The following is a 12,205-nucleotide window of genomic DNA, read 5'->3' on the forward strand; positions in this document are numbered from 1 at the left end:
GGCGTGCGCCATCGCGCTCGCAGATTTCAGCGATGCTGAACGTGCCACCGAAGAATTTGTTTGCGGGCCTTGTTTGAAAGACGGGAATCATGTGCACCGCGTGGCGTCGCGCCGTGCGATTCGCCTTGACGCAACTCGCCGACCAGATCGAGGTGACCGGCCAATTGTTACCGCCGTGGTTTTGCTTTAATGGCCAAGGCCGCCTGATGGCTACGATCACCTACGTTTTCACCATCAACCGCGTCGCGAAAAAGCTTGGAGAAGATCCTGAGCTACTTCAGGCGATCGTCAGCAACGACGACAAACTCTCCTACGGCAGTGTCATCAGGGCGCCGGGAAGAGTAGCAGCTCGAGGCCTTCGTCATCCCTCCCTTGTGGGCGGCCTAGCAGGAATTGGGGCGACCATGGCAGATGGCGTATTCGCCGCCTGCCTCTTCCTGGATTTCCCGCTTGATTCCGTCAGGTACGGGGCGGTCGGCCGCCGTCCTTCGAGGGCCAAGGTAGTTTTAGCCAGTTATTGAAAGCTTCGAGCTCGTTCTTCTCAGGATGGTCGTGGAGGATTTCGGCGACTTCATGAAGGCTGAGACGAGGGCTGCGGGTGACCACGAAAACACCTCAGTAGAACCATGCGCAATGTTCCGTAGTATATATGTAAAATCGACACATGAGAATGTGCCCAACTCACATTGCGCGCGCGAAGACCGCGCCATGTATTGCTGAAGGAGGGGCGTGCAATGTGCCGGTGCCGACCGGTACCGCGCAGCTTTACAGGGGCTCAAGTCGAGAACCTGACCAAACAACCGGCTTCAGCTTGCTTTTGAGGCAGTTGCACCTGATTCCAGGGATAACTAAGGGTTGGTTCGATCCGACGCTGTCCTGTGTGATTGGGGGCTTGGGGTTACGAGCCTGTGCCGGACCGAACCCCCCACCCATCGAGGCCGCCAACCGCTGAGCAGAAAACCAGCCTTCGCGCGACGGCGGACCTCGTCAGCCTCTCGAAAGCTTGGCCGAGTAGGTTGCTCATCTGATCTGTGGAAGTGAGGATAGCGTGCGCCCGCACAAACTAAACATTCATTGTAGCAGCTTGGCTGCAGGTGCAGCACGCCGTATCACAAGAGCAAGCGGACAGGCCGGCCAAGCCGGCTTTGAGCAGCACTTGGGCGAGGCGCGCCGAGCCGCAGCCCGAGTTCCCGCCGCCAGCGTCTCGGCTCTACCAGACCCGTTCCATCCTTACCTGTCTCAAGCAGACCTGAGCCTCACCCACGCCGCGGTTCAGGCAGACGCTGAACCGGTCCATTTGTCAGTTTTAGCTATCGATCCAGACGAGCTTCAACGAACGCCGGAGCATCCACCCTTTTCGCCGCTACGCTTTGATCAGGATCCCAGAGAGTCCTTTCCTCCCCTAAGCTGGCGACACGACAGCCAGCAGGCGGCGGACGAGCTGATGGCTGCACTTCCCAGCTTCCGCTCAGGCGAGGAGGTCCTCGCCAATGGTTTGCATAATACAGGGGAGTTGAGGTCAACGAAGAGGCAGAGGACCCTGAACAATCTGCATCATGCTGTCAGTGAGCGGCAACCAAGCGAGATTGGCAACTCAGGCGCTCGCGTGCCGATGCAGCCCCCCACCCATCAGGTGGGTACATCGGAATGGGAGGCGCAACTCGTGATGCGGGGGGATGAGCACGAATACACCCCAGCACCGCATCCCGGAGGTGGTGGGTCGATGCCCTCTGCAGTGCAGCCGGATCGTCCAATTGTGGTCCCAGACGGTCGCGACAAGCGTCCTGTTTATTCCAACGATGCCACCGCTATCGAAGGGCTGAGGTCAGCACTCCGCGCGGGTAAGGCCAAGGCGAACACGGTCACTAACAATGTAAATTCTCTTTTCACCTTTAGTCGTTGGCTCCTTGACAACAACAGGCCAGGGTTTGCTGCGCGGCTTTACCATCCGTCGCTGGATCAGGATCTCAAGGAGTACGAGAGTAAGGGTGGTTCCTCCACCGTGGCTGGCGCACTGGGTTACCTCAAGAAGTCGACGGGCGGAGCCGCCCTGATTGTGGCGCGCGCTGTCCTGACCCCCCATCCTGACGACGCCGCGCTCATTCGAAATTACAGAGCGGCTTTGACCAAAGAGTACCAGGCATCGCCTGCGACCGGACCGAATCCAGGTACCGTTGGCAGCTATGCAATTGCTCTTAGACGTTTCAGTCAGTACCTGCATCAAAACAACAAGCCTGGAATTGCGGCTCGGATTTACGACAAATCGCTGGATAAAGATGTTGAGAGCTACAAGGCCTCCGCTTCTAATGTTGAGGTAAGGGTCAGTGCTGCACTGGTTCATCTCCGGAACTTCCTGCCGCGCCTTGTGCTCGGGCGCGAAATTGTCCTTGCTGCTCATCCGGAAAACGCGGTCGGCATGGAGGCTCGTCCACATGGCGACGCTGCGCAGCATAGCGCACTACAGCAGGCATTCGATTGGCCAGAGGAGCTCCTCCCGGAAGGTCATGAAGAGGGCACCGCTCTACCATTGTCTCTCGTCCCAACCGCGCACCACCAAGCACCGGACTTTGGAGAGGCCGTCCCGCACTTGAACTGGCGCTACGGCGACCAGCACGCGCCGGACGAGCTGTTCGCTGCACGGGACAGGAGCAACCTGCTGCCAAGCGAGGAGGTGCCACATAGATATGGACGGGGACTCGCTATGCAGCCCAGATTGTGGGCGGAGAATTCCGCCTCGCCAGAGCTCTTTCGACGGACGACGGAGCAGGCCCTGCCAGCGTTCGCCAGGGCTGAGGAGACACCCTCCGCGGTTGACGAGGCAACGCAGGCCGCTCAACAAGCTTTGGCTTGGTTGCAGGAGGAGATGGAGGAGACCGAACCGATGCAGGATCCCCATCAAGTGGATACATCGGAATGGGAGGCGCAACTCGTGATGCGGGGAGATGAGCACGAATACACCCCAGCACCGCCTCCCGGAGGTGGTGGGTCGATGCCCTCTGCAGTGCAGCCGGATCGTCCAATTGTGGTCCCAGACGGTCGCGACAAGCGTCCTGTTTATTCCAACGATGCCACCGCTATCGAAGGGCTGAGGGCAGCACTCCGCGCGGGTAAGGCCAAGGCGAACACGGTCACTAACAATGTAAATTCTCTTTTCACCTTTAGTCGTTGGCTCCTTGACAACAACAGGCCAGGGTTTGCTGCGCGGCTTTACCATCCGTCGCTGGATCAGGATCTCAAGGAGTACGAGAGTAAGGGTGGTTCCTCCACCGTGGCTGGCGCACTGGGTTACCTCAAGAAGTCGACGGGCGGAGCCGCCCCGATTGTGGCGCGCCCTGTCCTGACCCCCCATCCTGACGACGCCGCGCTCATTCGAAATTACAGAGCGGCTTTGACCAAAGAGTACGAGGCATCGCCTGCGACCGGAACGAATCCAGATACCGTTGGCGGCTATGCAAATGCTCTTAGACGTTTCAGTCAGTACCTGCGTCAAAACAACAAGCCTGGAATTGCGGCTCGGATTAACGATAAATCGCTGGATAAGGACGTCGAGATCTGCAAGGCTTCCGCCTCTTATCTTAAGGTAAGGCTCGGTGCTGCACTGGCTCATCTCCGCAAGTCCCTGCCGCGCCTTGTGCTCGGGCGCGAAATTGCCCTTGCTGCTCATCCGGAAGACGCGGTCGCCAAGCGCGTCGGGGACGTGAGTGAAGCTGCGCCAGCGCCACCGGCAAGGGCTCGCCAACCCGCTTCGCCAGCAACCGCCGGGCTGCCAGACACCTACCGCGGCCTTCCAGTGGTTGATGTGACGACGCTAACGACCAGTTCCTCCGATGCTCAGATCGGGGCGTTCGATCCGACAGCCGCGTCCAAGGTCGCCAACGGGTCGGTGCTCGGCGCCACCGAGTGGCTGAGCGACGCCCATATCCAGAGGGATTACCAGTTGCTGGAGGGGCAACTGCAGAGGATCGATCCGACGCTCGCCGCCCGGACACGGCTGGTGGATCCGTCGGTATCCCATCTACTGCGTCACATGGCGCCGCAAGACGCGCGCGGCACATTGCAGTCCATCTATAATCAAAGCAACGCCCCAGCCGACTTCCTGTTCTTGCCAGTGAACAATGGCACTCCTACCAGCCCCGGCACCCATTGGTCGCTGCTGCTCGTTGATCGCCGCGACCCGGAAAGGCGGTTCGCCTATCACTACGACTCCCTCCAGCGAGAGGGATACAACGACGCGCCTGCAAGACAGCTCGCAGGACTGCTGAACGCCACCTTGGCGCCAGCCCGCATGGCCCGACAGCCGAACGGTTACGATTGCGGCGTCTTTGTGGTGGACGGCACGTGGGCGCTGGTTGGACGATTGATCGACGGGGAGCGGCCGGACCACGAGCCGCTGCCCCTCGACAAGCTCGTCGCCGATCGGCAGGCGCTGCAAGACCGGCTGAGAGGGCGCTTGCCGCACGAGCAAGAGCCCCGGCAGCTGTTGGATGCTGAACCCGCCTCCCCACCAATGATGGCCTTCGACCCAGCGGAACTCCGGCGACTGCTGGATGACGAGCCTGCCTCCTCTTCGCCAAGAGGTATTTCGATCCCACATGCGCGAACGGACCGTGTCCATCAGCCAACCCAGGCGCCGTGGCTCCCTGAACGCAAAAGATAACTTTGCGGTTCAAGCGAAGTGAGGATTTGACCCCCCTATGGGCGAACTGGAGATTTGACCCTCTCATTGTTTTGCGGTTTCTTTGGTCTCGAGCGTCGTTCCGGCCTTCTGCAATAGGCCGTTATGCTGCACCGTTCACGGGCCCTGCTCGTCAAGCAGCGGACGATGCTCCTGCATTCTATCCGCGCACATCTCGCCGAGCTCGGAATTTCGACTGGGGCCGGGATCAGTCAGATGACCCCGGTTGTTCGAGAACTCGCACAAGGCGAACGCACCCACGTCCCTGAGCTTGCCCGGTTCGTGCTCAAAGCACTTGCCCGGTTGGTCTGCGATCTCACCCAGAGACTTCACACGATCGAAAAGAAGCTGATCTCCTGGCATTACCGAAACGATCTGTCGAACCGGCTGGAGACCATTCCTGGTGTCGGCTTTGTCACGGCCTCGGCGCTGGGTTCTATCGTCCCTGACCCGGAGGTTTTCAGATCAGGTCGGCATTTCGCCGCCTGGCTCGGCTTGGTGCCGCGACGCCGTCTAATCGATTGGGGGCACGATCCTGGCGGAACCCTCACTGAAGCTGTTAGCTGGATCCGGTTTGCGCCCGCCACAAGCGAGCGTAAGCGCCTTCGGCTGTCAGCAGATCAGCATGCCTCCCTCTGCAACAACCCGCCCCTTGTCCAAGACCACGATCTTGTCGGCCCTACGAATGGTGCTGAGCCGATGAGCGATGACGATGATCGTCCTACCGGCCCGACGCAGATTCTCAACCACCCGCAGGACAACCCGCTCGGCGACCGAGTCGAGAGAGGTCGCTTCGTCGAGGATCAGTACCTCCGGATCCCGGTACAGAGCCCGAGCCAACGCAAGGCGCTGCTTCTCGCCCCCGGAGAGGCGTACGCCGTTTTCGCCTAGATAGGCCTGGAAGCCACCGGGCCAGAGCTCGATCACCTCCCGCAGCCCTGTTTGATCGCAGATTTGGAGGATTTTCTCGATGTCCGGTTCGAACTCGCCAAGGGCGATGTTGTCGATCACCGAGCCCGAGAACACGTCGATCGATTGCGGTACCGCAGCGACAACCTTGCGCAGGGATGCTGTCGAGAGGTCCTGGAGGGCATAACGGCCTAGCCGGATGTGTCCACCCTCAAGCGGGTAGACATTCTGCAGCAGCGCCGCAAGGGTGCTCTTGCCCGAGCCGCTTTCCCCCACCACCGCTGTCATTTCCCCGCGGCGGAAGGTGACGCTAAGATCCTGGAAAAGCTCGAGCTGGCTACCATAGCGAAACGTGACCTTCTCCAGGTGGATGTCGCCAATGTCGGATTTGGTGGCATCGATGCCGCCGCCGCTTTCCGGCTCCAGGTCAAAGATCTCGAACAGGCGATCCGCCGCGATAAATGCGTGTTTCAGTAAGTCCCGGACACCTTTTCCGGTAAGTCCCGGACACCGTTGGAGTGCACCCCCAGACTGAGACAAGGAAAATAGCGGACAGTTTCCCCGCAAGGAGAGGAAACTGGGGCATGGCCGGACGGCAAAGAGTTATTGATGATGACCAAAAGCTGGAGCTTCTCCGGCGCATGGAGGCGGGCGAAATCGTCAGCAAGTTGGCAGATGAGGTTGGTATCAGTCGCCAACGACTTTACGAGTGGCGTGATCATCTCAGGCTTCATGGTAATCTGAAGTCACGTCGGCGCGGCCGGCCGGCCAGATCGACAGCAGGAGTTGACGGGACCACACAGCTGCAGAGTGCAGTCGATGTGCCGGCACCTCAGGAAAAGGCACTGACCAAGGCCAGGCGCCGGATCAGGGAACTGGAGCAGAAGGTCGGGCAGCAGCAGCTCGATCTCGATTTTTTTCGCGAAGCCTTGCGGCACTTCGAGGAAGATCAGCGTCGGAGCAGCGCTCCTGGCGAAACGGCATCTTCAAAGTCATCGAAAAGATGATGACCGGCCTGTCGCAAGGCGAATTCAACATCGACAGAATGTGCTGGCTCGCTGGTGTCAGCCGCGCGAGCTATTACCGTCACTGGCTGGATTCAGCCCCTCGTCGAGCCGAGACGGGTTTGCGCGATCTCATTCAGAAGCTGGCTCTCGGCAACACACACTACGGCTACCGCCGGATTGGCGCCCTGCTTCGGCGCGAGGGGTGGCAAGTCAATCACAAATGCGTTCTGCGGATCATGCGTGAAGACAATCTGTTGTGCCTGCGCGCCAGCCCCTTTGTTCCTGTGACGACCAACTCCAGGCATGGTTGGCAAGTCGTGCCGAACCTCGCGAGGGGAATGATCCTCAATAGCGTAAACCAGCTATGGGTTGCCGATATCACCTTCCTGCATCTGGCTGAGGAGTTTGCCTTCCTTGCCGTTGTCCTTGACGCGTTCAGCCGCAAGGTTGTCGGATGGGCGCTGGATACGCATCTTAGAGCAAGCCTTGCCATCGAAGCTCTCGAGATGGCCATCGCTGATCGCCAGCCCGTACCCGGGAGCCTCATTCATCATTCCGACCGCGGGGTTCAATACGCTTGCGGGGCCTACTCCGAACTTCTGCATCTACACGGTATCCAGGCAAGCATGAGCCGTGTCGGCAATCCTTACGACAATGCGAAGGCGGAGAGCTTCATGAAAACCCTGAAACAGGAAGAGGTGCAAGGTCTCGCCTATAAGGATGCAGATGATGCCCGCAAGCACATCGGCGCTTTCATAGAGACCGTTTACAATACGCAGCGCCTGCATTCGGCGCTCGACTACCTCAGTCCAGAGGAATACGAACAGAAGCATTCGCGCGGGCGACGGACGGAAAAGGCTGCATAGCTTAACACGGGAGGTGTCCGCTATTTTCCTTGTCTCAGTCTGGGGGTGCACTCCACCGTTTTCACTAACTCTCGGACAGTGATTCCGCTAAGTCCCGGACAGTTTCCGGGGTGGATTTGACGGACGGTTCTCGGCTGCGCCGTTCTGGCATTTTAGCTCTCTCATCATCGAACCTAGAGAGCCCATGCCAAGACGGAAGCAAGCGAGACGAACGAGCGTGAGGGATATCCGGACGATCCTGGGCCCGACCCATGAACAGGGTCTTTCGGTGCGCGAGGTCGCAGAGCGACTGAAGATCGGCAAGACCTCGGTTTCGACCTATTGCTGCGGGCGCGGGAGGCGGGGCTGTCGTGCTGGCCGCTGCCTGCGGGCTTTGACGACGATGCGGCGCTGGAACAGCGTCTGTTTCACCGAATGGGCCGTCCGCCGCAGGATCTGAGCGAGCCGGATTGGGCGCGGGTCGCCCGAGAGCTGAAGCGCGAAGGGGTGACGCTGACGCTTCTGTGGCAGGAGTATCGCGCCGCCCATCCCGACGGCTACGGCTACACCTTTTATGTTGCGGCCAAATTTATGTTGCGTAGGCAGCTTTTCCGGGGATGTTTGGGTCGTCGGGTCGTTCTTGACGCAACATAATTCGATGGCTGGGTAGCAAGCCTTTCCCAATGGAGGTTTACTAGGAATCAGACGACTGATGCCGGCCACTCGGCCGGACGCTACCATAAGACGCGCCATTTGCCGAAGAGCGGAACCGTTACTTTCGCCACTGTGCGGAATGCGGGGCGACCGCCGCTTCGCTCAGGGTCAAACGCGATTGGCGAACGCGTTATACAGTCTATGGCGCTTGGTCATCTGTGGATCGGTACCAACGATCTTCACGGTTGCCAGCAAATGCCCGATTTCCGAACCCGTCAGGCCATAGGTGGTATCTCCCAACGCATCCGCGATTGCCTGAAATTGCGATCGCGTAAATGTCTTCACTGTCCATCCTCCTCCCGTCGGTCGTCGTGGCGACGCGCCTACGAGCGCGCGAACGCCAGTAAGGGTTCGATCTCGTGGTTGTCGGCCGCCCGCAGCGCCGCGACATAGTGGGCACGGGTCTCGCCAGCGTCGACCAGGTTTGCCCGGCCCCAGCTAAACGGTGGTCGTCCAAGCTGGCGAGCAAGCAGGTCGCCGACCATGCGGGAAAACCGTCCGTTTCCGTTTGGGAAGGGATGGATGGCAACCAAACGGTGGCTGAACCGGACGGCGATTTCGTCGGGTGGGTAGGTACCGTGCTCGACCCAATAGCGCACATCGTCGACCGTCTGCCTGACATCCACCGCGATGCGGAAAGCATCAACGCCGATGTTCCGGGCCGTCATGCGGTACTGCCCCGCCCAACGCCACACCTCGCCAAACATGCGCCGGTGCAGCTCGTTCAGGAACTCATGGTCGAGGACATCGCGCCTTCGCGACATCGCCCAGCGCAAGCCTTCGCCGATGTTGACCTGTTCGGCCTCATTCAGCTCGTGCCGCAGTGTGATGTAGGACGGGATGAGCTGCTCCCGCTCCTCGGCGGTTAGCGGTGTATTCGCTTCGTCATCATCCTGGAACAGAGGATCGTCTTCCATGGGGATCAGTCATCCTCCCACAGTCGTCGTGGCGAGTCGGCAAGAATGGCATCGATGAGACGGCGACGTTCGTCCTCCAGATCCGACTTGATCAAAGCTTGGTTTTCCAGCCGCATGGTATGATCCAGGCGAGTCATGTCCTGTCCCGCCTTTTCTGCCGCTCGCTCGCGAAGGATGTCGTCTAGCGGCTTGATCGGAACGAAGGCATAGACAAACGTGCAGTTCATTGCCGCCGCGGCTTCCCGAAGGGTCTTGATCGTCGTCGCGCCCGAAACCTCCGCCTTCTCGATGGCCGGAATGCGAGAGGGGGCTGCGCCCATGCGAGTGGCGAGTTGCCGGGTGCTCATCCCCAGAGCTTCACGGATGGCTTTCATCCAACCGCGAGGTGGCGCAATGAGCTTTAGGTCCCGCAGCGGTGCGAGACGCCGTTCCAATTGTTTGCGCGCGAGCGAAGTCTGTTTTATGTTCATAGATATATGTCCATATTCGGTTCACGATAGCATAAAAAAATGAGCAGAGAAAAGCCAAAAAAACATGCATATATGATCAAAAGAACGATAATTGGACATAAAGGAATGAGCAGAATCGGTCGGACGAACGAAGCGGATAGCGCAGATTCTCAATTCAGCTGCAATCGAGACACAGGGCCTGCCGCTAAAGCCGTCCTCGAACGATTGAGGCGACCGTAGAAGACATTCCCGACCATCGTCTTCATTCGCCAGACGCATCTATTGGGAGCATGCCGGGGTGCTGGCTGGCATGCTCTCTCGGCTGAGCAATCTTCCCAAAGGGGAGGGGCACGAGCGCCGCTTCGTCAATAACGCGCTGATTTTCCTACAGGCGCGGCAGTTGGGTGCAAGCGTGCTGACCGGAAATGTCCGCGACTTCGATTTCCTTGCTCCCTCGGGCATGTGTCGCCGGGGCGGAGGGCCTTCCCCCATTCTGCCGAGATGGACCAGCGCATCCCGTTGTCCGGTTCCCGGTTTTGCCGCGAGCCGATCGCGCACGCCGCTAAAGTCTGCCGCGTGCGAGAACAGGAATCGCCGCGACTGCGTCACCTGTAATAAATTGTAGCGCTCAACTTCTTCATCGCTGATAGCGACAGGCTCGCCGGAAGCCAAGCCCTGGCCGAAGCCGGGTAGCGCCGCATGCTCGTTGCCGTCGGCATTATGGCGCTAAAGTATTTCATTCAGATTTCTTTCTATTTGAGAGAAACATTATAGTAAAGCCGACATCTCGTCTATATCCATTAAATCATTCATTTTTATTACTCATGATTCACCCGCATTATGCCCGAAGTTACAGGCGCCGCGATACATGTTGCTCCATGAAACAATCATGCCTGCAGGCCGGGTCCGAAGGTTTGGTGGTAGATCGCCTCGATACGCTCCGCCTCGTCATCCGTCAGAGCGATAAATTCCGTTTCACGGGCGCGGTTCGAAAGACGCCCGCCGTTCTGATGAAGGAAGCGAAAGAGCAGATCGGTCAGACGCTCGGGCATGTCGATGAAGGCATCGACCTGCTGCCGGAACTGATCGTAGCGGCGCAGGAAGGCGGTCTCGTCGGGAAGATCCTGTTCTATCGTCCGCCGGACGCAGGCGTAGAGAAACTCGGCGTGGGGCGTCGCGTCGAAGAAGCGGTAGAAATCCCCAGTGTCGTTCAGCACGCGGACGTTGAATTGCGGCGTCGGCTCCCATTCGATCAGCGGCAGCAGGCGCTGCGAATAACTCTCAAGCACGCCCCGGTACTCGGCGATGTTCTCCAGTATCGCGACCGAAACAGGGAACACTATTCCGGGCGGGTTGAAGCCGCGCGCGACAAGGACATGATGGATCAGGTAGCGGTGAATGCGGCCGTTTCCATCTTCAAATGGGTGGATGTAGACGAAGCCGAACGCGAGGATCGCCGCCACGATGACCGCATCGAGGCTTTGGGCGGGGCCGTAGTCGAACGCGACCATGCCGTCGATCAGCGATGCCAGGTCCTCGGGCCGGGCGCTGATGTGATCGGGCAGCGGCATGCGGTTGTCGCGGTCATGCTCGCCGACGAACCCGCCCTCCTGTCGAAAGCCGAGCTTCACGAAGCGGCATCGCCGAGCACGATTCTTTGCAGGCGCAGCAGCTCATCGCGATCAAGTGGCTGACGACCGGCCTCGCCGATGGCGCGCCCCCAGCGCTGGATACGGTCCTGCCGCGGACGCTCGCCCTCTATCGCATAGCTTGATAGCGGGTCCTTGAGCAGAAGGAAGGCGGCCGTCCGCGCAAGCAGGTCGCGCGGCACGTCCGCGACGATTGCCTGCGCGCCCCGAGGCAGGTCCAGGCCGATGAATTCTTCAAGGACCTTGGTGCGGAACACGAGCGGGCAGAAATTCGGCGTGCCGGGCAGGTTGTCCTTAACGCGGTAGCGCGGAGCGGTCTTACCCTGCGCCGCCCATTGCAGCTCGGGGTCGACAACAGGAACATAGCGTCCGGCGGCCGCGTCGGAGAGATCGAGGCGCGTATCCGTCAGCCACTCATAGAGAAACCAGATCCGGCGGGCGTAGCTGCCGGTCGGGCTTTCACGAACAAGCGCTTCGATCGATGCGGTTCCGGTCGTCAGAAACAGTCGCTTGAGGATTGCAAGGTCCAGTCCCTCGTACTTGAGAGCGAAGGTCAGGTGCCTTCAAGGGTTGGATGCGGCGCATGCCGAGGCGTCATAATGCGCCAGCCGTCCCGCTCGGTGATGCGGTGATGCTCGCCGGTGGCGGAGAGAGTGCGCGGCAGGGGCACGGCAAGCCCATAGGCCCCGATTAGCGCGCTGTAGCCGGCGAGAGTCGCGGTTTCAGGAAGGCGTGTTTCCTGAAAAACGTTCACCGGCCCTGAAAATTGATGCTGCTGCGGAGCAACCATGAAAACCGTGCCTTGCTTCTGAATTTCGATACGACCTACCAAAATTCCTGAAAAATGATTCTAATTTATGAAAGCCGATACGTCCAAAGCTATTGCCACGAAAAGGGATTCTTAGCGCCGAATGCTGTTCCTTCAGCGCGCATCGGTCTACAAGCAGCGCATCTCATCGAGCGATACATTAACAAATTCAAACACTTCAGAGGCATCGCGACGCGCTACGACAGAGACCCGCTAAACTTCCTCGCAGCAA

The 12,205-nt window shown here is 59.4% G+C and carries 10 protein-coding genes and 4 pseudogenes; 7 read left to right on the top strand and 7 right to left on the bottom strand.

What is annotated here, in order from left to right:
• Nucleotides 1-206 precede the first annotated feature (206 nt).
• From ACG873_RS02475 to ACG873_RS02485, 3 genes and pseudogenes are all read left to right on the top strand, one after another.
• Nucleotides 207-521, top strand: a complete 315-nt coding sequence (locus tag ACG873_RS02475) for a hypothetical protein (protein WP_394893817.1) — start codon at nucleotides 207-209, stop codon at nucleotides 519-521.
• 635 nt (nucleotides 522-1,156) lie between these two features.
• The gene (locus ACG873_RS02480) at nucleotides 1,157-4,657 is read left to right on the top strand and encodes a Ulp1 family isopeptidase (RefSeq protein WP_394890253.1); all 3,501 of its coding nucleotides are present in this window, start codon (nucleotides 1,157-1,159) and stop codon (nucleotides 4,655-4,657) included.
• Between the two features lie 396 nt (nucleotides 4,658-5,053).
• Nucleotides 5,054-5,182: pseudogene (locus ACG873_RS02485) on the top strand (transposase); the annotation flags it as partial.
• 52 nt (nucleotides 5,183-5,234) lie between these two features.
• Here ACG873_RS02485 and ACG873_RS02490 read toward each other — a convergent pair.
• Nucleotides 5,235-6,061: pseudogene (locus ACG873_RS02490) on the bottom strand (ABC transporter ATP-binding protein); the annotation flags it as partial.
• A 107-nt stretch (nucleotides 6,062-6,168) separates the two neighbouring features.
• Between ACG873_RS02490 and ACG873_RS02495 the strand changes: the two are divergent.
• From ACG873_RS02495 to ACG873_RS02505, 3 genes and pseudogenes are all read left to right on the top strand, one after another.
• Nucleotides 6,169-6,591, top strand: coding sequence for a helix-turn-helix domain-containing protein (locus ACG873_RS02495; RefSeq protein WP_394889983.1), 423 nt, complete (start codon nucleotides 6,169-6,171; stop codon nucleotides 6,589-6,591).
• Nucleotides 6,588-7,457, top strand: a complete 870-nt coding sequence (locus tag ACG873_RS02500) for an IS3 family transposase (protein ID WP_394889982.1) — start codon at nucleotides 6,588-6,590, stop codon at nucleotides 7,455-7,457. The genes ACG873_RS02495 and ACG873_RS02500 overlap by 4 nt, the downstream gene beginning before the upstream one ends.
• 184 nt (nucleotides 7,458-7,641) lie before the next feature.
• A pseudogene (locus ACG873_RS02505) lies at nucleotides 7,642-8,012 on the top strand (IS21 family transposase); the annotation flags it as partial.
• Nucleotides 8,013-8,258: 246 nt separating this feature from the next.
• On the opposite strand, the gene ACG873_RS02510 reads toward ACG873_RS02505, so the two are convergent.
• Genes ACG873_RS02510 through ACG873_RS02520 form a run of 3 tightly spaced genes read right to left on the bottom strand, consistent with a single transcriptional unit; the run spans nucleotide 8,259 to nucleotide 9,537 of the window.
• Nucleotides 8,259-8,435, bottom strand: coding sequence for a hypothetical protein (locus ACG873_RS02510; RefSeq protein WP_394890255.1), 177 nt, complete (start codon nucleotides 8,433-8,435; stop codon nucleotides 8,259-8,261).
• Nucleotides 8,436-8,473: 38 nt separating this feature from the next.
• Nucleotides 8,474-9,067 carry a mobile mystery protein B gene (locus ACG873_RS02515; protein WP_394890257.1) on the bottom strand — a complete coding sequence of 198 codons (594 nt, stop codon included), beginning with the start codon at nucleotides 9,065-9,067 and terminating at the stop codon, nucleotides 8,474-8,476.
• Between the two features lie 5 nt (nucleotides 9,068-9,072).
• Nucleotides 9,073-9,537, bottom strand: coding sequence for a mobile mystery protein A (locus tag ACG873_RS02520; protein WP_394890259.1), 465 nt, complete (start codon nucleotides 9,535-9,537; stop codon nucleotides 9,073-9,075).
• Between the two features lie 200 nt (nucleotides 9,538-9,737).
• Between ACG873_RS02520 and ACG873_RS02525 the strand changes: the two are divergent.
• Nucleotides 9,738-9,967, top strand: a pseudogene (locus tag ACG873_RS02525) (hypothetical protein); the annotation flags it as partial.
• A gap of 436 nt (nucleotides 9,968-10,403) precedes the next feature.
• Here ACG873_RS02525 and ACG873_RS02530 read toward each other — a convergent pair.
• The 3 genes from ACG873_RS02530 to ACG873_RS02540 all read right to left on the bottom strand — a co-directional run bounded on the left by ACG873_RS02530 (nucleotide 10,404) and on the right by ACG873_RS02540 (nucleotide 11,955).
• A complete protein-coding gene (locus tag ACG873_RS02530) occupies nucleotides 10,404-11,147 on the bottom strand; it encodes a Fic family protein (protein ID WP_394890261.1) in 744 nt (247 codons plus the stop codon).
• Nucleotides 11,144-11,422 (bottom strand): hypothetical protein, encoded by a 279-nt coding sequence (locus ACG873_RS02535; RefSeq protein WP_394890264.1) that lies wholly within the window; start codon nucleotides 11,420-11,422, stop codon nucleotides 11,144-11,146. The genes ACG873_RS02530 and ACG873_RS02535 overlap by 4 nt, the downstream gene beginning before the upstream one ends.
• A 296-nt stretch (nucleotides 11,423-11,718) precedes the next feature.
• Nucleotides 11,719-11,955 (bottom strand): hypothetical protein, encoded by a 237-nt coding sequence (locus ACG873_RS02540; RefSeq protein WP_394890266.1) that lies wholly within the window; start codon nucleotides 11,953-11,955, stop codon nucleotides 11,719-11,721.
• Nucleotides 11,956-12,205: the final 250 nt, after the last annotated feature.

Origin of the sequence: Allomesorhizobium aridi (assembly GCF_043769475.1) — a bacterium.
Lineage (GTDB): Bacteria > Pseudomonadota > Alphaproteobacteria > Rhizobiales > Rhizobiaceae > Allomesorhizobium.